The 18906-nt window shown below is 42.0% G+C and carries 16 protein-coding genes and 3 tRNA genes; 7 read left to right on the forward strand and 12 right to left on the reverse strand.

The window, feature by feature from the left end; genetic code table 11:
* Positions 1–3 precede the first annotated feature (3 nt).
* From DAHG_RS00860 to DAHG_RS00880, 5 genes are all read right to left on the reverse strand, one after another.
* Positions 4–79: transfer RNA gene (locus DAHG_RS00860), tRNA-Ala, on the reverse strand.
* Between the two features lie 17 nt (positions 80–96).
* Positions 97–173 (reverse strand) — tRNA-Ile (locus tag DAHG_RS00865).
* A gap of 83 nt (positions 174–256) precedes the next feature.
* Entirely contained in the window at positions 257–973 is a 717-nt protein-coding gene (locus DAHG_RS00870; RefSeq protein WP_022936426.1) for an alpha/beta hydrolase family protein, read from the reverse strand.
* A gap of 1 nt (position 974) precedes the next feature.
* Positions 975–1553, reverse strand: a complete 579-nt coding sequence (locus DAHG_RS00875; protein ID WP_022936427.1) for a nitroreductase family protein — start codon at positions 1551–1553, stop codon at positions 975–977.
* A complete protein-coding gene (locus DAHG_RS00880; protein ID WP_022936428.1) occupies positions 1547–2092 on the reverse strand; it encodes an NUDIX hydrolase in 546 nt (181 codons plus the stop codon). The genes DAHG_RS00875 and DAHG_RS00880 overlap by 7 nt, the downstream gene beginning before the upstream one ends.
* A gap of 124 nt (positions 2093–2216) precedes the next feature.
* On the opposite strand from DAHG_RS00880, the gene DAHG_RS00885 reads away from it, so the two are divergent.
* Both DAHG_RS00885 and DAHG_RS00890 read left to right on the forward strand, forming a co-directional pair.
* Positions 2217–3608 carry an MATE family efflux transporter gene (locus tag DAHG_RS00885; RefSeq protein WP_022936429.1) on the forward strand — a complete coding sequence of 464 codons (1392 nt, stop codon included), beginning with the start codon at positions 2217–2219 and terminating at the stop codon, positions 3606–3608.
* Positions 3609–3668: 60 nt separating this feature from the next.
* Positions 3669–3744, forward strand: a tRNA-Asn gene (locus tag DAHG_RS00890).
* 122 nt (positions 3745–3866) lie between these two features.
* On the opposite strand, the gene DAHG_RS18350 is transcribed toward DAHG_RS00890, so the two are convergent.
* Positions 3867–5381 (reverse strand): GGDEF domain-containing phosphodiesterase, encoded by a 1515-nt coding sequence (locus DAHG_RS18350; protein ID WP_022936430.1) that lies wholly within the window; start codon positions 5379–5381, stop codon positions 3867–3869.
* 131 nt (positions 5382–5512) lie between these two features.
* On the opposite strand from DAHG_RS18350, the gene DAHG_RS00900 reads away from it, so the two are divergent.
* Complete coding sequence (locus DAHG_RS00900; RefSeq protein WP_022936431.1) at positions 5513–6979, forward strand: GntR family transcriptional regulator; 1467 nt, start codon at positions 5513–5515, stop codon at positions 6977–6979.
* A gap of 31 nt (positions 6980–7010) precedes the next feature.
* Here the strand turns inward: DAHG_RS00900 and DAHG_RS00905 are convergent, their stop codons facing one another.
* The 6 genes from DAHG_RS00905 to DAHG_RS00930 all read right to left on the reverse strand — a co-directional run bounded on the left by DAHG_RS00905 (position 7011) and on the right by DAHG_RS00930 (position 12905).
* Positions 7011–8051 (reverse strand): MupG family TIM beta-alpha barrel fold protein, encoded by a 1041-nt coding sequence (locus DAHG_RS00905; protein WP_022936432.1) that lies wholly within the window; start codon positions 8049–8051, stop codon positions 7011–7013.
* Entirely contained in the window at positions 8044–9465 is a 1422-nt protein-coding gene (locus tag DAHG_RS00910; protein ID WP_022936433.1) for a PTS transporter subunit EIIC, read from the reverse strand. Before DAHG_RS00910 ends, DAHG_RS00905 begins: the two co-directional genes overlap by 8 nt.
* A gap of 1 nt (position 9466) precedes the next feature.
* Positions 9467–10372: an N-acetylmuramic acid 6-phosphate etherase gene (gene murQ, locus DAHG_RS00915; RefSeq protein WP_022936434.1), complete on the reverse strand. Its 906-nt coding sequence runs from the start codon at positions 10370–10372 to the stop codon at positions 9467–9469.
* A gap of 155 nt (positions 10373–10527) precedes the next feature.
* Positions 10528–11382 carry a MurR/RpiR family transcriptional regulator gene (locus DAHG_RS00920; RefSeq protein WP_022936435.1) on the reverse strand — a complete coding sequence of 285 codons (855 nt, stop codon included), beginning with the start codon at positions 11380–11382 and terminating at the stop codon, positions 10528–10530.
* A gap of 57 nt (positions 11383–11439) precedes the next feature.
* Positions 11440–12309, reverse strand: coding sequence for a hypothetical protein (locus DAHG_RS00925; RefSeq protein WP_022936436.1), 870 nt, complete (start codon positions 12307–12309; stop codon positions 11440–11442).
* A 164-nt stretch (positions 12310–12473) separates the two neighbouring features.
* A complete protein-coding gene (locus DAHG_RS00930) occupies positions 12474–12905 on the reverse strand; it encodes a DUF2871 domain-containing protein (protein ID WP_022936437.1) in 432 nt (143 codons plus the stop codon).
* A gap of 630 nt (positions 12906–13535) precedes the next feature.
* Here DAHG_RS00930 and DAHG_RS18355 point away from each other — a divergent pair.
* The 4 genes from DAHG_RS18355 (at position 13536) to DAHG_RS00950 (ending at position 18889) form a co-directional block, all read left to right on the forward strand.
* Positions 13536–14924, forward strand: coding sequence for an MATE family efflux transporter (locus tag DAHG_RS18355; RefSeq protein WP_022936438.1), 1389 nt, complete (start codon positions 13536–13538; stop codon positions 14922–14924).
* A gap of 82 nt (positions 14925–15006) precedes the next feature.
* Positions 15007–16038 carry a LacI family DNA-binding transcriptional regulator gene (locus DAHG_RS00940; protein WP_022936439.1) on the forward strand — a complete coding sequence of 344 codons (1032 nt, stop codon included), beginning with the start codon at positions 15007–15009 and terminating at the stop codon, positions 16036–16038.
* A gap of 118 nt (positions 16039–16156) precedes the next feature.
* Entirely contained in the window at positions 16157–17617 is a 1461-nt protein-coding gene (locus DAHG_RS00945; protein WP_022936440.1) for a sulfatase, read from the forward strand.
* Between the two features lie 12 nt (positions 17618–17629).
* A complete protein-coding gene (locus DAHG_RS00950; protein WP_022936441.1) occupies positions 17630–18889 on the forward strand; it encodes a PTS sugar transporter subunit IIC in 1260 nt (419 codons plus the stop codon).
* The last annotated feature ends 17 nt before the right edge of the window (positions 18890–18906 follow it).

Genomic DNA, 18906 nt, shown 5'->3' on the forward strand with positions numbered 1-18906 from the left:
AATTGGTGGAGCTTAACGGGATCGAACCGTTGACCTCCTGCGTGCAAGGCAGGCGCTCTCCCAGCTGAGCTAAAACCCCATGTATATTAAATTCGATGGTGGGCCTGAATGGACTCGAACCAACGACCTCACCCTTATCAGGGGTGCGCTCTAACCACCTGAGCTACAGGCCCATACTCATCGAATGCTTGTATATATTACCATGGAGATTTATGATTGTCAACAATAAAATTAAAAAAAATCTAAAAATATTAGTTTATATTAAATGGCGTTTCATGAACGCGCAAGTATGCAGGACAGCATCATCTAAACCCTTGCCTGCCAGCAGCTGACGGCTGTCTTTAATCAGCAGATAAGCGGCGTCATGACTTGAATTGACAAGCGTTTTAGCATGATTGCGGCTGTCAGCACTATCTTCGCTCGCATTAACGCATAGCAGGGAACCCTCACTTAAAGCTGTCGGTTCAGCTATATCCAGATTCCATAAGCAGCGGGCAAGGGGAGCGTGTTTGCCGCTTACAGCCATCGCTTCCCGGCAGCCTTTGCCGATACCGATTACACCCATCTGTTTCTGATTGACATGCAGTTGGTATTTAAGCTGCCGCATGGCCGATTGGGCAATATCTAAGCGCTGTTCATCACTGAGATCGGCTGTTAATGGATAACGCAGACTGATAATGCCTTTAGAAGCCAGAGCCTCAGCAATTTTACGGCTGTTTTCCTGCGGATAATCAGCATCGGTAAGAATCAGCACACAAGGATATGTGCGCAGCCGTTTCATATTGACCGGCATGGAAAGCACGGCAGGAATCACTGTACGTTCATGCTGGAAATTAAGCTTTCTTTCATTCGATGTTTTTAATTTAGCCTTTGTCACATGGCAGCCCACATGATAGGCACAATAAACCGCACCGCCTAAAGCAAGCACACTGCCGGCTTTTTTTAATCGTTTGATCTGTTTCTTAAAAAACATTCTATTCACCTATCTTTCTGATAATTAATTCATTCAGCGGCCGCTTTGGTACATGATGAAAGCCATTTTCATCCCGATAATATTTGATATCATCAACACTTTCTTCAAGTATGACTGTTTCAGCCGGCTTGCCAAGGGCAATCACAAAAGCAATCTCATAGCGTTCAGCATTAATTGCCAGAGCTTCCATCAGTGCCTGACGTTTACAGCTGCCGATAATACAGCCGCCATAACCCATCTCAACCGCCGTTAATAGGATGGACTGCGCTGCGATGCCCTCACTGTGCTGACTTTGTTTCTTTAAGGTTTTATCAAATAAAAGCATGATATAAGCACTCGGCTGTTCATTTTCCGCCGGTCCCTGCCAATCGGTAAGATAGCCGGCCCAGACACAATTTTCTGTAATCAATTTACAAGTCTTGGAATCGTTAATCAGAATATACTTGGTTGACTGAATATTCATTCCATATCCTGACAGTCTTGCCGCCTCACACATTTCACTTAGTTCATCCATTGTCACATGTACCGTTGGATCAAACCGCCGATAGCTTCGATTCTTTATAATTAAATCTTTCAGCATGATGTCTCTCCCTTCCATTGTTCCAGCAATGCCTGCTGAATGGCAATAATTGTTTTGCTGTCTTTAATGATTCCCTGCTGAATCATTTGATAGGCTTCATTAGGATCAATCAGCATGACTTCAATGCATTCATCTTCATCCATCGCTTTAGGATGCGGCAGCTTATATAATTGCTGGGCTAAAAAGATATGCAGTTCTTCTCCGCAGAAGCCTGGTGTAGGATAAAAAGAGATTATTTTTTCAATTTGTTTAGCCCCATAGCCGGTTTCTTCTTCCAGCTCTCTTAACGCGCAAAGCTTAAGATCTTCGCCTAATTCAATCTTGCCGGCTGGAATTTCAATAGTTTCCTCACCGACAACATAGCGATATTGCTTGACCAGCAGCAGCTTCTTTTCAATAAAGGCCAGAATCGCTACGCCGCCGTTGGCATAAACACATTCCCGAACTGCCGTTATGCCATTATCGGTCTTTACCTCATCCTTTGTGACACGAATGACTTTACCGTTAAAAATAGCTGTGCTCTTGATTTTAGTTTCCAATTTATCCCTTCTTCCTTTGGTTCTATTATACTACGAATTCATGCTTGCTTAACATAAAGGGAAGTAAAACATCTTGCCTTTCGGAAGGCTTTACGATATATTAACGGTATTGCAGAGGTGGTTTATGAAAAAATTTATGACAAAATATTTTGGTGACCGGCATTTCTACAAAGAAGTGCTGATTGTCGCTGTTCCCTTAATGCTGCAAAGCCTGATTACCACATCGATCAATTTGGTGGATAATCTGATGGTGGGTCAGCTGGGTGATGCGGCCATCGGCGGTGTCGCGGCGGTTAACCGATTCTATATGATTGGGATGTTTGGTACCAATGGTATGATTACTGCGGCGGGTATTTTTATCGCTCAGTTTTTCGGCGCGCGGGATAAGGAGCATATGCAGCAGTCTTTCCGCTTTTCCATTCTTTCCGCTTATGCGATTACGCTGCCGATCTTCATGCTAGCCTACGTGTTTCCTGAACAGATCGTCGGCTTCTTCACTAATGAACCTCAGGTTATTGCGCTGGGGCTAGATTATGTGAAAATGGCCTGTTTCTCTTTTCTGCCGACCGGACTTTCATTGGCGATTACCGGCGCCCTGCGGTCAGTCGGTGAATCAAGGCTGCCGCTTTATGTCAGCATCGCTACTGTCTTTACGAATACCTTTTTAAATTACTGCCTGATTTTCGGTAATTTTGGTTTTCCGATGCTGGGCGTTGTGGGAGCGGCCATCGCGACATTAATCGCTCGTTTAGTTGAAATGTCATTGCTGTTATTCATTGTTTATCATTTCGATTTTGATTTCACGACTAAAATTAAAGAGCTGTTTCATATCAGCGGCGCATTGGCGAAGCGCATCGCAATCAAGGCAGCCCCGCTGGCATTAAATGAAGTGCTTTGGGCATCTGGAATGGCAACGATCTTTAAGCTGTACGGCACGCGCGGCCCTGAGGTACTGTCAGGCTACTCTGTGGCTAATACAACCACCGATTTGTTTTTTACGCTTTTTCAAGGCATGGCAATCGCTACCACCGTCATGGTATCGCAGCGGCTGGGGGCAAATAAGCTCAAGGAGGCGAGAGTCAACGGCTACAAGATGGTCGGTACCGCTACTTCAATTGCTTTGGCTGTCAGCGTCCTGATGTTTGGTTCAGCGTTTTTAGTGCCTAAGCTTTACTCAATCAGTGAAGAAGCGCTCAATGTGGCCCGCATGCAGATAATCATTCAATCTTTCTGTTTCTGGATCTATACGATGAATTGTCAAAACTATTTTATCTTAAGAGCCGGCGGCGATACGAAAAACACCTTGATTACAGACAGCTGTTTTATGTGGCTTGTGAATATCCCTTTATTGGCAATTCTGGCCTATTTCACAAATCTCAATATCTTCTGGATGTATCTGATCGGCCAGTCAACAGACCTGCTGAAACTATGTGTATCGACTCATCTGGTACGAAAGGAAAAATGGGTTGTTAACCTGGCTCAGCATCCGGAAGCGGAAGTTATTTCATCGACATAAAGAAAATTTAAAAAGCTCTTGAAACAAAACATGGACTATGCTATTATAATTAAGCAAGTTGCCTAAATAGCTCAGTAGGTAGAGCATTCGGCTGTTAACCGAACGGTCACAGGTTCGAGTCCTGTTTTAGGCGCCATGTAAAGAAATATCGGATTTCTAAGTAATTAGAAGTCCGATTTTTTTTCTTGCTAAATAAAAATTGCTCCCTCATGAAATAACAAGGGAGCTTTTATTAACGAAATATTCTTTATTAAATGTTTAATCAATATGTACTTCACTGGCTGCATGGTTTGCCTGCCAGACACTTGCCCACTGTTCAAATTCATCAACGGGAAGGGGTTTAGAATATACATATCCCTGTATGAAATCACAGTGAAGCTGCTTCAGATAGTCTGCCTGCTGAATGTCTTCAATGCCTTCCGCAACAATAGCAACATGAAGTTTTTTTGCGAGATCAATCAGACAGCCAATGACATCTTTAGCTTTCTTATTTTCTATATCCAAGAAAAAAATTCGGTCAAGCTTTAAAGCATCAACTTCGAATTCTTTTAATAAACCTAAGGAAGAGTAGCCTGAACCAAAATCATCTAAAGAGCATTTGAAACCAAGCTCATGCATCTTTAAGATACCGTTTTTGACAAGATGTATTTGATCCGGATTCAAAAAGATTGATTCTGTTAATTCAAATTCAAGAAAATTACGGGGTATCTGATATTTTTCGGCTATTGCGTCAAATGTGTACAAGAAATCAGCTTCATAAAAATGCTGCCTGGACAGGTTAACTGAAATGGGAATCAGCTCTTTCCCCTGAAGAATCCATTTCCTCATTATGATACAAACCTGTTCAAACATATATAAATCCAATTGACGAATTTTGCCATTGCGTTCAAACAGCGGCATGAATTCAGCGGGGGAGAGCAGTCCCGCTTGAGGTATTTGCCAACGTATGAGCGCTTCCGCACCGCCAAGTTGCTGCTTCGCCAGATTGATTTTGGGCTGCAGATAAACGAGAAAATCATGGTTCCTGATAGCTTCATCTAAAAGCAGATTCAATTCCTGTTCACGGTTCATCTGTTTCAATATCACAGCATCATAAAAGGCACATTCTGCACCTTGATTAAATTTACAGGCGGCATGGGCCCGGGCCTGTATGATCTCAATGGGCAGCGCTGGATCGTCAATTACGCAGACCCCGATTTCAAGTTTAATATAAGATTGGATATAAGCGGGCATCATTGATAAGAGGGTTTTAGTAAGATGATGTAATCTGGCATGAATAAGCGCCTGATTTCCTTCATGAAAGAATAAATAGAATTGATCACCGTTAACACGCGCTGTAAATTCATCATCGCTGATTGTCTGATTCAAACCATGACTGATTTGTTTCAGTATTTCATTGCCGGTATTTATGCTGAAATTTTCATTAATCAGTCTGAAATTCTGCATATGAATGAAAATGACTGCACAGCTGTCTGGCTGAATCGCTGCTGCCGCATGCTTATAAGCCATGGCAAAGCCGGTTTCATTCAGACCGCCGGTCAAAGAATCAGTGATCGTATATTTTTCAAGCTGTTTTTGGTGTGCGTATTTAAACAGGATACTAAAGATCATTTGGTTAATAAGTATACAGCTAACATAAGCAATCAGCAGCATCATGGGTAAGGATTGCCAATTCATAAGATAAATCAACAAAAATAAGGCAGCTGTGAGTAATGTTAAACTGATGATTGAAGTTAATACATATTTTTGAACCGGTGATTTCCAATTATTCATATCAACAATTCCCAATTTATACTATCAGCATTATGACCTTCAAACAAGATTAAATCTGTGTACATAAGCATATAGCAATTGATTTTTAAGCTGATTAACAGTATAATGACAGGCTGAAAGAGGGGATAGCAATGCATGAAAAACAGACACTGCATGATTATGTGTATCATCATCTGCGTGAACAAATCATATCCGGACAGCGTCCTTATGGAACGAAGCTGCCTTCAATGAGCCAGTTATGTGAATTTTATCATGTTGGTATCCGTACCGTCCGCGATGTTTTAAGCCGTTTAAAAAATGAAGGGTATATCGTCAGTGAGGAACGTAAAGCCGCGGTTGTGATTTATTGTCAAAACGATCCCCTGCATCAGGAAACTGCCGTGCATACCATTTTAGCAAATCAGGATAATATTCGTGAGGTTTATCAGACACTGGCTGTTGTGATACCGCGGCTGCTGGCTTTTTCGGTGCAGTTTTATGATGATGAGGATTTAAAAGCACTGATATACAAATTGACAAGGCTTAAAAATAAATCCATCGAGGCACGGACTCAGATATGTTCATATGAATTCTATCGGCTGCTGGATCGTTCGCATAATCTTTTATCACGTGATTTATTTGCCAGCTTGGAAATATTTACTTATATTACTTTTTTTCGAAATCAGCCGCATTTTTTAGATTACATTCTTAAGCATAACGCATTTCATAATATCGGCTGGGTATTAGCGCCGATTGCAAAGAAGGATCAGGCAGCGATCATTGAACGCAGTCAAATTATGTTTGATTCAGTGGCGGCCGCTATTAATGACTCGATGATCGATTTAAAGATTCAAAATGATGAACATCAAGGTCAGACAAAGCTCTATCAATGGTCTGCCAACCGCGGCCGTGATCAGTATTATACAAGCATCGTCCGTGATTTGATTGATAAGATCGGTACTGGATATTATAAGGAAAATAACTATCTGCCGCCGGAAGCAGAACTGGCCAAGCTCTACGGCGTTTCAGTCGCCACGATCCGCAGTGCTTTAAAAGTGCTGAATGAATTAGGCTTCGCGAAAACGATGAATGTGAAGGGAACTAAGGTAATTCTTCAAAATACGGCAGATACTTATCGCTGTATGCAGCATCACACGTATCGCCGTGATACTCTGCTTTATCTGAGCGGTCTGCAGCTCATGGCAATCTTGATTAAACCGGCGGCCAGACTTGCATGGGATCAGATTGACGCGAAGACAAAGGCAGCATTGAGTCAGCAGGTGAAGCAAGGTACAGCGATACCCTTGGCTTTGATCAGCGAATGTGTCATTGCCCATCAGCCGCTGCAGCCTTTAAAAGAAATACTGCGGCAGGTGAGTTTGCTGCTGCATTGGGGCTATTATTATTCATTCTTCGCTCAGGGCCCGGCAAGCGAGCAGACACTTGCCTCACGAAGCTGGCTGGCGATTGAGGCACTGCAGGAAAAGGATGCTCAGCAATTTGCTGAAGCATTGGCAGACTGTTACTGCCATGTCCTTGATTATGTGCGTGATGCTCTTGTTAAGTGCGGGTTAGCGGCCGCCGCGGCATTAATTACACCTGATTGCAGCTTTTATTAAAATAGAAAAAAACGTTCCGAGTTAGAACGTTTTATTTAACAAACATAATTTTACTGCCGTTTTTAATACAATCAAGCAAAGCCATATAATCTTCATGAAGCTCACCGATTACATTAACCCGATCATCCTGCGGATAGTCATCAATAGGGATCATGATTTCACCGGAATAACGCTGATAGCGTTCATTGTCCATGACAATAGACCCGCGCTTGCGGTAAATACAGTTATCCGGCTTAATTTTTTCACCGGCAGCGGCATAGCCTCGTGATTCCGCGAGTCTTTTTAATCCCTTTGGACTGTCTGAACGGATGGTGAAGGTCTGATTGTAATATTGTTCATAACCATGATGCAGATGGCAGGGCAATGAAATGATTCCCTCACTGTTAAATTTGGAAATCCGCTCAAAGCTAATTGAATCAATCAGTGAATCACCGACTAAAATATTTTCAATGCCATGATTTAAACATAGATCGAGGTAGTTCACATAAGGATTTTGATGACGGTGCTTTTCAAGTGTCACCAAGCCCTCATACAGCGGCCCGCGCAGCACTTCATTCCCATTGATAAAGGCCATAATCTTGGCATGATGTGCCAGCAGCATCGCGTTCATGGCATCAAAGGTTTCATCATCAAGACCGGTTTCTGGACGGGGATAGAAATTATGGATAAAAAGAATATCAGGGTTGACTGCCAGCAATTCTTCACATTCTTTTTCACTGATGGTAGAAGCATTCAGACAGATAGCCGTTGTTTGAGCCAGCGCTTTACATTCTTCAAAGCTGAAGCCATAATCAATTCTCAACGCGTCGATGCCAAAGTCATTCTTAAACTGAAGGATATCGGTATAGTTAAACATTTCTAAAGTTTTTCTGGAAACGTCGCAGACAATCTGAAAGCCCATTTTTTTAAGTGCCTTCAGCATATGTTCAACATCATCAAAATAGGCTGCATTCATTTCCTCCGCGATATGCAATGAGGTAAAAACAAGAGAACCCTCCTGTGCATAAGAGGGAAGTCTTGTTTCAATTTCTTTAAATGTTGAACAATAAACAGAGAAGCCAAGCTTAGACATTTATAACATCTTCATCCTTAATCACAATTTTAGTAATACAGAAGCCTGCGATATAAGAAATCACTAAACCGATAAAGAAATTCATCATGCCGGAAGTACCCTGCATCAGCGGAATAGCAACTAAACCGCTTGGTCCCCACGCGTTAGCCATTACTTGAGTCAGCATTACATAAGCACCGCCGAAGCCAGCACCTAATCCAGCTGTGATAAACGGTTTGCCCATCGGTAATGTAACACCATAAATCAATGGTTCACCAACGCCTAAGAAGCCAGCCGGCAGCGCACCGGTGATAACGCCTTGTAAACGTCTGTTTTTTACTTTTTTAGCAACTAAGTAAATCGCGATTGCAGCCCCTACCTGACCCGCGCCGGCCATTGCCAGAACTGGGAATAAAGAGACACCGCCAAAGGTTTCAAGCTGTACAGCATAAATCGGAATTAAACCATGATGTAAACCGAGCAATACCATTGGCAGGAATAAAGCGGATAGGACAAAGCCGCTGATTACCCGGATGACTGGGTTTGTGGAATTAATGATAATAGTTAATACAGAAACTAAGCCATCACTGATGAAACCAGCAATCGGCATAATGATAAAGATAAATAAAAGACCGCCGATTAATAAACTTGTAAATGGTGTAACGATCAGATCTAAAACATCAGGTACACGTTTACGGATATTCTTTTCAATTTTGGAAAGTACCCAGACACCGAAAATGACACCGATGATACCGCCTTTGCCAGTGGTTAGGATTGATTCAAGAGGTATTGCTTCATTGTATAAACCGATCATTTTTGAGATTTCTACAATATTGCCGCCAATGCTGATAGCACCGATCATACCGCCCAAAGCAGGGGTAGCGCCGAATACTTCAGCTGAACGTATACCAGTATAGATTGCGAAGTAGCTTAAGAAGGCACCGCCTGTCAGACTGAATAACAATTGAATCATTGTCCATGCCTGTCCGGCAATAACACCATCGCTCATTAATTGACCGATCAAAGAACCAAAGCCATTAAATAAGCCGGCTGCGATAACAGCAGGAATCAATGGAATAAAGATTTCAGCAATCAGCTTCATGCCGTCTTTTAATTTACTTTGTTTCTGCTGACCTTTGATTTCAGCCTTGTTTTCCTGCCAATCGGTCGATACCGCATCTCTTGGCAAGCCTAATTCTTCAACACAGATATCGGTTACTTTTTTAGCCTTGCCCGGCCCTAAGATAATCTGATAATAATCACCCTCATTGACAAGGCCCAAAACACCTTCAAGCGCTTTGATCTGATCTTTATCAACAAGCTCTGTATTTCTGCAAGTCACACGCAGGCGTGTCATGCAGTTAGCCGCCTTTACAACATTTTCTTTACCGCCAAGTAATGATACGATCTGCTTGGCTAATTCAAGATTGGTCATGTTAATCCTCCTTTGTATCCATGATTTCCTGAATACGTCCCTTTGCTTTGCATAAAGCTTTTTCAGCACTGTCCTTATCACAATCAAGCAACACCATGACAATTGCTGTTTTCACTGATCCATCTGCTTTTTCCAGGGTTGCCTGCGCAGTTTCTTGACTGCAGTCAGTTACCGAGCATATGATGTTTATGCCTCTGGTAATCAGCTTCTGGTTTGACATTTTCACATCTACCATATAATTGTTGTAGACCTTGCCGATGCGGATCATGCTGATTGTTGAAATCATATTCAGCACCAGCTTGGTTGCGGTACCGGCCTTTAAACGGGTAGAGCCGGTTAAAACTTCAGGCCCTGGTTCAACGACAATCGTATGCTCGCACATTGCTTCAATTTCACTGCTGCGGTTACAAACCAGACCGCAGGTGAAGGCATTGATGCTTGCCGCGTATTCAAGACCGCCGATGACATAAGGCGTGCGTCCGCTGGCCGCTACACCGATTACGACATCTTTTTCATTTAAGCCGATCTTTTTTAAGTCATCAACCGCAAACTGCTTTGAATCCTCCGCGCCTTCTACTGCTTTCACAAACGCGTTGTCACCGCCGGCAATCAGACCGACCACCGTGTTATAATCAACCCCAAAGGTAGGCGGGCATTCAACCGCGTCCAAAAGTCCCAAACGGCCGCTTGTACCTGCGCCGATATAAATAATTCGGCCGCCGTTTTCAAGGGCATCACTGGTTATCGTTATCACTTTTTCAATCATGTCAATCTGACTTTCAATACATTTTACAGCATTGTAGTCTTCTTGATTCATTGTTGTGATGGCCTCGCGAATACTCATGGCACTCAGGTGAACGGTGTTGGGATTCACCTGCTCAGTTGTCATTTTACTTAAATCTATCATTGAATTACCTCCATGACTACACAATAAACAAAAGCGCTTTCATTTGCAATAGATTAAAAATAATGTGAAACATTGTTTCATATATTGGCATTTTCTTGTGCCTATAAATGTTAAAATTTCAATCTCAAGCGAAGAAAAACACTGGCGAACCAGTGCTATTCCTCTTCCTTTTTCTCAAGTAATTTATTAGTGGCGATAATCTTATCCATGGATTGTGAGTGTACACTGGCAAGATATGCCTGATAGAGAATATCAACTACGCTTAGCTGTGAAATACGGCTTGATCCGGCACTGATTCTCAGCGGTGCTTCAATCTGAGGTACATATAAATTATAATCACTCAGTGAGATCAGCTTGCTGCTGCCATATTTAGTTACCGCTATGATAATGCCGCCGCGCTGCTTGATATTGCGGGCCATTTCGATAATTTCCTTCGTTAAGCCGGAGTAGGAGAAAATAATGGCAACTTCACCCTGTTCGATGTTGGTCGATGAAACAAGCTGTAAGTGAATATCTTCATATAAAATTGTTTTTTTGTTAATACGCTCAAGCTTTTGCTGTAAATCACGGGCAACTAAAAAGCTGGCGCCGATACCAAACAGATAGACATAACGGCATGCTGACAGCAGATCAACAATGGTATTTAATTCCTGAAAATCAAGCAGACTGAAAGTATTTTGAATGGCATGAATGTTTTCATTCAGCGCGTTGATAATGATTGTCTGCAGATTTTGACCGCTGCTGTTTTGAATATTTGCCTGTTCCAGCTCTCTGGAAAAATCAAGGTCATTCAGCAGGGCAAGCTTCAGTTCCTTAAAGCCCTTGAAGCCATTCTTTTTGCAGATACGGACAATCGTAGCCGGTGAACAATAGCATTTCTTAGCCAAGGTATGAATATCGATCGCCGTAGCTTCGCGTGTTTGATTCAATAAGTAAACCAAAACATCACGCTCACTGGCGGTAGCTTTCTGTTTATAATAGGTTTCTAATCGATAAAGGGCTTTTTTCATACAGCACATCCTCTCACCGCCTATTATACACTAAAAAAGCTCAGCGCTGTCTTGGTGTCACACATTGTCACTTTCCGGATGATAGTATTTGATACAGATGCCGTTAGCTTTCTGCAGTATTCTGCCGGATAATAAAAGCTGCTTGGCATTTTTTTGAAGTGTTGTATTTTCTTCATAATTCACATAATCGCTGGCTTCATTTTCTCTGTCGGGCCATACCCGTTCAATGAATTGATCAGCGTTATCTTCAAGCGAATAGATTAAATAATCCTTTTTAAACTGCATGATACGAGTGCTTTCATCAAGGCATTCATCAAGCTGAGGAGAGAGCAGCCAGCTGGAACAATGAAAGATTGGGACAATGCCATTAAAGTAATGAAGCGCTTGCTGATACGCATCGGTTATATCCGCACTTGTCAGACGTGGTCCTGCAGGCACATGGACATTCAGCAAAACGCTGTTTTTAGGAAGATAAATTTCTGGTAACCGTATCTCACAATCAATCGCTTTCGGTTCAAATTCAAGCCTTCCCAAACGTGTGATTTTACCTTCAATCAAGCGGTCAAGAAACATCCACATCATCGGGAGAATGCCGTACACATTAAAATAGTGATGACAAAGTATTGCCCATTCATACAGATCCTTGCAGCCATCAAGACATAGAGCTGCTTCCTGATTTGTTTTGGCTTTTAAATAGCGCTGATAGAATAAATGGGTATAGAATTTTAAATACAGCTGGTATTTTAATAATTCATCGTATTGCTCAAAATGCTGAAATAAAGCATCCTTATGCATATAAAACAGATGAGTTAAATAAGCCTCATCCATTAGCTCAAGCGTGTCCAGCGTCTGCAGCATTGCCTTTGTAAAGCCGGCATTTTTTAAGTATTCATTGAGTGATAATTTCATAGTTTCCTTTCTTTCCATCAAAAAAAAGACCTTCTCAGAAGGTCAGACAAACACACTGATGGAAATCATTGGCAATGATGAGTGTTCGTCATGATTCTGAAGCTTTGTTTTCCATTTTTCATAACGATCACCTCATCTTTCTTGCCTTTATTGTATTTCAAAACACTCTATAATGCAAGGTTTTATTGTTTTTCAGCCGTCAGCTTTTTCAGCATCAGGAAATATAAAATCATACCGATGCCGACTAAGATGTGTCCAATACCCGCAATGCCGGAGATTGCGGCATCAAAACCGCGGCTTAATGCGATACCTTGAACTTGCGTAACACCGCGCACGATCAGCATAATTACCATGATTGCAACACCTAGATTGTAAATCAGATAGAATTTCTTGAAATTTTTATGTCCGAGTAAATTCACATTCATTTGAAATAATGCGGCCAGCAGGAAGAAAACCATACCTAACAGAAACAGGTGAGTGTGTACGACACCTAAGGCTGTTACACCGCTGAAAGCATTGAATTTAGTAAACTCGCGATAGAATACACCGCCAGCCATTGCAAGCAGCGCATAGGTGAAAGCTGTATTAATTAATAAATTTTTAGATTTTTTCATAATGAACCCCTTTCGTTAATATGAACAATGTTCATTATAGAGTATCAAGGGGAATGCGTCAATTTGAATGCTCATATAAATCAGAAAGCTTTCACCCATTGTTCAGCAAATGTTCACAATCAGCATCTATAATGCAGTTATCATTAAAGATAAACATCCGATGCGGATTGAAAGGAGATGATGGTAAACTAGTAATTATAATAAAGAATCGATTTCATTTTATCAGGAAGCAAGCCCCCAGCTTACCCTAAGCTTCCTGAAACTATTAACTCCTATCCCTTAATTAAATGATAATTAATAAACATCATGAGTAATCCTCATGATGTTTATTATTAGATGGGAAAGCAGCTATCCGTGTGACGCCGTATCCATTCTTTTAATCTATTTAAACCAATCATCATTAAACTAATGATAATAATTATACCTAATCCAGACATTGGTTCACCTCCAATTAGTTAGCTAAGGCTAATCTTTATTCAATTTTAGTATAACCATTCCTGTCATGTGTGTCAAGCTGGATGCGAAATAATATTTGTGATAAAAAGCTCTGCCTTGACAAAAGGTAGCTGAGAAGCTACTATAAATAATGTTCATTAGTAAACTATTTAAGGAAAGTAAGGATGATAGAGGATGAAAAATGAAGCAAATCTAGGCAGCGAGAGTGTCGGGAAGCTGCTGTTTAAGCTGTCTCTGCCGGCCATTGTCGCGCAGCTGATCAATGTTATGTATAATATGGTTGATAGGATGTATATCGGTCATATTCCTAATGTTGGTGCCAGCGCATTGACCGGAGTCGGGGTAACGATGCCGGTCATCATGGCTATTTCGGCTTTTGCGGCTTTAGTCAGTATGGGCGGTGCGCCGCGCTCATCCATTATGATGGGTAAAAATGATAAGGAACACGCGGAACAGATTCTTGGCAACTGTACAATTCTGCTTTTTGCCTTAGCATTAATTTTAACCATTGTATTTATGCTGTATGGAAAATCAATTCTAATGCTGTTTGGCGCCAGTGATACGACCATCGGCTTTGCTTGGGATTATATGCGCATTTACACATTGGGTACTTTATTTGTACAGATTTCTTTGGGCTTAAACGCATTTATCACATCACAGGGTTATGCGAAAACAAGTATGATGACAGTGTTGATCGGTGCTTGCTGCAACATTATTTTAGACCCGATTTTCATCTTTGTTTTTGATATGGGAGTAGCCGGTGCTGCATGGGCGACTATTCTCTCACAGGCGGTTTCTTCAATCTGGGTGTTAAAATTCCTGTTCTCAGAAAAGAGCTTTCTAAGAATCAAGCCTAAGTATTTTAAATTATCTGCACGGGTTGTACTGCCATGTCTCGCCCTTGGCTTATCACCATTTATCATGCAGTTTACTGAGAGTGTTATTTCCGTCTGCTTTAATACGTCTTTATTAAAATATGGCGGTGATATTGCGGTCGGCGCGATGACAATCTTAACCAGTGTTATGCAGTTTTCAATGCTGCCGCTGCAAGGTCTGACTCAGGGTGCGCAGCCGATTATCAGCTTTAACTACGGGGCTGGCAACGCGGATCGTGTGAAAAAGGCATTTAAGCTTTTGCTGATCAGCTGTCTTGTTTATTCTACGGCGCTTTGGGCAATCGCGATCTTCTTGCCGCAGGTATTTATCGGTATCTTTACCAATGACGCGCAGCTGATGGTATTCAGTGAAAAAGCGATGCGGGTTTATATGGCAGTATCGTTAATGTTTGGCGCGCAGATTGCCTGTCAGCAGACATTTATTGCCTTAGGCAACGCCAAGGCTTCGATCTTTTTGGCACTGCTTCGTAAGGTGTTGCTGCTGATTCCATTAATTTTTGTGCTGCCGATGTTTATGAGCGATCAAACTATGGCTGTCTTTATGGCTGAACCAATCGCTGATTTCATTGCTGTTTCTGTCACCGTTACGATGTTTACGATTTCCTTTAGGAAGCTGATCAATAAAATGAATCAGCCCATCAAGGAACAGCTTGACCCAGCCTGTTAATAAATGAGCATTGACCCCATCGTCAATGCTTTTTTGAGTTTTATCATAAATCTGTTATAATAAGAAAAAAAGAGGGATTGAAGTGGCTACTATAAAGGATATTTCGCGTGAATTGAATCTGGGGGTTTCAACCGTGTCAATGGCATTGAATGGGAATCCCCGCATTTCTAAGGCAACTAGAGAATTAGTGCTGAAAAAAGCTAAAGAATTAAAATATGTGAAGAATACCGCGGCGGTTGATTTGCAGAAGGGTAAAACCAATCTAATTTTATTGGTTGTTAATGATCCGGCGCGTACTTTCTTTGCGGAAACAATTAACCGGATTCAGCGGGAGGTTGCCCGTCACGGTTATGATTTTTTGATTGCTACAACCTTTGAAGGACATGATGAGACAGCGAAGCGTTACATCAAGGAACGGCGCGCAGATGCGGTGATTGTTTATACTTCGACAATCTCAGAGGAGTTTATTATTGAAAATGCCTCGGAGTCATTTCCGATCTTTATCTTAGGCCGCAAAATCTGCTCAGAGCATGTATACAGCTTTCAAAAGCCCAATGATGTGCAGTCTGAGGGGGTTAACTATTTGATTGAAAAAGGTCATCAGCACATTGCGTTTGTGAAAGGCTCCCCTTATTCATTAGGTACTCAGCGTAAATTTAAAGGCTATTTAGCTGGTTTGCGCGATCATGGTCTGCCGATTGATGAAACGCTGATTTTTGATGCGAATGGCAGTGACCGCATGGATGGTTATCGGATTACTGAGAAGATCATTCCGCATATCAGTGAACTGGATGCAATCATATACAGCAATGATGAAATCGCGATCGGCGGCATGGAATGTCTGAAAAAGCATCAAATTAACATTCCTGAGGATGTTTCAATTCTTGGCAGCAACAATTCACCCTTGGCTGAATATGTATCACCGAAGCTGACCTCCGTAGGTTCTAATTATTCCAGTGATGCCTTTCCAATGATTATCGACGCATTGGTTGCGCTGATTGAAGGGGCGGATGTTCAGAAGCAGATTCAAGCACTTTCAGATATGCCGGTGAATATGCAAATCGCAGAACGGGAAACGGTTAGCGACCGACGTAAAAACAAGGCTGATTCTTAATCAGCTTTTTATTTGGTCAATTATTTGTTGAAACGTTTCAAATTGATGGTTGACAACGCTTACATTTATGCTATTATAATATTGTGAAACGTTTCAACTAATCGAGAGGGGGTATTGAATGAAAGCAGTACTTGTCATGTTTGATACATTATCCAGACGTTATTTGTCTACCTATGGCAATGACTGGGTTTTGACACCTAATTTTAAAAGACTTGAAGAGCATTGTGTGGTTTTTGATCAATTTTATTGTGGTTCACTGCCATGCATGCCGGCTCGCCGTGAGCTGCATACCGGACGATACAATTTTCTGCACCGCGGCTGGGGCCCGATTGAACCCTTTGACGTATCTTCAATTGAAATGATGAAGGCAAAGGGAATCTACACGCATATCGTCACTGACCATTCACATTATTGGGAGGATGGCGGCGCTACTTATCTGACTCGGTACAGTTCCTGGGAGGGCTTTAGAGGTCAGGAAGGGGATCGCTGGATGCCGGCCTTAAATAAGGATGAATTAAAGATTCCAAAGCTTGCGGCTGCATCGAAAGTATCAGATTCACTTTATCACAACTATGCGAATCGCCTTCAGCAAAGTGAAGAGGCGGAAATGTCCAGCGTCAAGACGATGCAGGCCGGTCTGTCCTTTCTTGATCATTATCATGATCAGGATAATTGGTTTTTACAGATTGAAAGCTTTGATCCGCATGAGCCGTTTGTCGTACCGCAGCGTTTCCTTGATCAAGTAAAGGATACTTATAAGGGTGATTATTTTGATTGGCCGGCTTATAAGCAGGTCAGTGAGACTGAAGCGGAATGCGATCATCTGGTGAAACGCTATGCCGCGTTAATTGCCATGTGTGATGAATATTTGGGCAAGGTGCTTGATGCCTTTGACCGTTATGATCTCTGGCAGGATACAATGCTGATTGTCAATACCGATCATGGCTTCCTGATGGGTGAGCATAACTGGTGGGGTAAAAACGTTCAGCCTCAGTATTTAGAAATTGCCCATCTGCCATTTTATCTCCATGTGCCAAAGCTTGCGCCTAAACGCACGGATTTATTGGCGCAGACGATTGATATCGCGCCTACGCTGTTAGATTATTTTGGCTGTGAAATCCCAGCAAGCATGCAGGGGAAATCATTGATTAACGCCTTGTCCGCACAATGTGAAATCCGCGAGGCTGGCTTATATGGAACTTATGGCGGTCATGTGAATGTGATAACTAAAGATACCTTGTATATGCGTGCCAGCAATGAAGCGAATCAGCCATTGTATATGTATACGCTGATGCCGACCAGCATGCGCGGTTTTCTGCCGAAGCGGTGTTTATCACAAGCGGAATTGTATAAGGGATTTAAGTTTTTAGATGATCTGCCGGTGCTGAAGCTGCCGGGCGGTACTTTTGTGAATTCTTATGTTTATGGAAATCTGCTGTTTGATATTAAAAATGATTATAATCAATGTCATCCAATTAAAAATGAAGAGCTGGAACAGCATATGATTGAACTGCTGAAAAAAGGGCTGGCAGAATCAGAAGCTGATGAAGCTCAATATATCCGTCTTGGATTAAAGTAAAGGGAGAAATATATGAGTGACTTTCTAAATAATAAGGTTATACCTGCAGTTACAAAATTTGCACAGTTTAAGTTTGTCAGAGCCATGCAGGCAGCCGTAACAGCTGGTTTAGGCGCTACGGTTGTCGGTTCTATTTTCATGATCATGATGAATCCGCCGTTTCCTGCCGATGTCAGCAATGTCTTTATTGACGCTTGGCGGGCTTGGTCAGCGGCCAATGCTTCATGGCTTGGTTTAGGATATCAGGTAACGCTTGAATTTGTCGGCTTATATGCACTGATCGGTATGGCAGTTGTTGTTTCCAATATGAATGATGTCAGACCGACGAATATGGTGGTAATCAGCTGCGCTTCTTTCCTGATTCTTTCCGCTAATTTAGTTGAAGGCAATATGGCCATTGGCTTCCTTGGCGCTAAGGGCTTGGTTACAGCGCTGCTAGTCGGTTACTTTGTTGTGGAATTGAGCTGCTGGCTGATGAAGCATGGTTTTAAAATCAATCTGCCGGAAGCGGTGCCGCCTTTTGTCGCGGAGCCGTTAAACGCGCTGATCGTAAATATTGTGGTTATTGCGGCTGTAGTTGCGGTGCGGTTAATTGTGGGCGCACTCAGCGGCGGTGCTTTATTGCCGGCGGTTATTAATTCACTGTTTGCGCCATTGTTTGTTGCCAGTGATTCCTTATTAGCGGTTGTATTATATTCGGTTATCGTGCGTCTGCTTTGGTTCTTCGGTCTGCATGGCGGCAATATTGCCGGCGCGGTGATGACACCGATTTTATCTGTAACCTTAATTGAAAACGCGACAGCTTTTGTGAATAATGAAGCAATGCCGTATATCTTCACGCAGATGTTTGTCCAGACATGGACGGTTATGGGTGTTTTAGCGATTGTCATCGCAATGCTGATCGTCTGCAAATCAAAACAGCTGAAAGCTATTTCTAAAGTAGCCATTGCACCGGCGTTATTTAATATCGGTGAGCCGATTACTTTCGGTCTGCCAATTGTTATGAACTTTAAGATTTTAGTGCCTTATCTGCTTTGTTTCGCCTTAGACGCAGCGGTTCCTTATCTGGCAACTTCAGCGGGTTTAATCAATCGTTCCTTCGTGAATATCCCATACACAGTACCGGCGATTTTCAAAGCCTTCTTAAGTACAATGGATTTTAGGGCTGTCATTCTATATGTTGTATTATTAGTCGTTAATGTATTGATTTTTATTCCATGGCTTAAAAAATATGATCATGAACTGTTGGTGAATGAGGAGCAGTCCGCATAAACTAAAGGTCTGAAAAG

The organism is Dielma fastidiosa (assembly GCF_000313565.1).
In the GTDB taxonomy this organism is placed as follows: domain Bacteria; phylum Bacillota_I; class Bacilli_A; order Erysipelotrichales; family Erysipelotrichaceae; genus Dielma; species Dielma fastidiosa.

Coding starts and splice junctions, on each gene's coding strand:
- DAHG_RS00870 (WP_022936426.1), bottom strand. CDS start 973: ATGTTTTTTAAGAAACAGATCAAACGATTAAAAAAAGCCGGCAGTGTG.
- DAHG_RS00875 (WP_022936427.1), bottom strand. CDS start 1,553: ATGCTGAAAGATTTAATTATAAAGAATCGAAGCTATCGGCGGTTTGAT.
- DAHG_RS00885 (WP_022936429.1), top strand. CDS start 2,217: ATGAAAAAATTTATGACAAAATATTTTGGTGACCGGCATTTCTACAAA.
- DAHG_RS18350 (WP_022936430.1), bottom strand. CDS start 5,381: ATGAATAATTGGAAATCACCGGTTCAAAAATATGTATTAACTTCAATC.
- DAHG_RS00900 (WP_022936431.1), top strand. CDS start 5,513: ATGCATGAAAAACAGACACTGCATGATTATGTGTATCATCATCTGCGT.
- DAHG_RS00905 (WP_022936432.1), bottom strand. CDS start 8,051: ATGTCTAAGCTTGGCTTCTCTGTTTATTGTTCAACATTTAAAGAAATT.
- DAHG_RS00910 (WP_022936433.1), bottom strand. CDS start 9,465: ATGACCAATCTTGAATTAGCCAAGCAGATCGTATCATTACTTGGCGGT.
- murQ (WP_022936434.1), bottom strand. CDS start 10,372: ATGATAGATTTAAGTAAAATGACAACTGAGCAGGTGAATCCCAACACC.
- DAHG_RS00920 (WP_022936435.1), bottom strand. CDS start 11,382: ATGAAAAAAGCCCTTTATCGATTAGAAACCTATTATAAACAGAAAGCT.
- DAHG_RS00925 (WP_022936436.1), bottom strand. CDS start 12,309: ATGGAAAGAAAGGAAACTATGAAATTATCACTCAATGAATACTTAAAA.
- DAHG_RS00930 (WP_022936437.1), bottom strand. CDS start 12,905: ATGAAAAAATCTAAAAATTTATTAATTAATACAGCTTTCACCTATGCG.
- DAHG_RS18355 (WP_022936438.1), top strand. CDS start 13,536: ATGAAAAATGAAGCAAATCTAGGCAGCGAGAGTGTCGGGAAGCTGCTG.
- DAHG_RS00945 (WP_022936440.1), top strand. CDS start 16,157: ATGAAAGCAGTACTTGTCATGTTTGATACATTATCCAGACGTTATTTG.
- DAHG_RS00950 (WP_022936441.1), top strand. CDS start 17,630: ATGAGTGACTTTCTAAATAATAAGGTTATACCTGCAGTTACAAAATTT.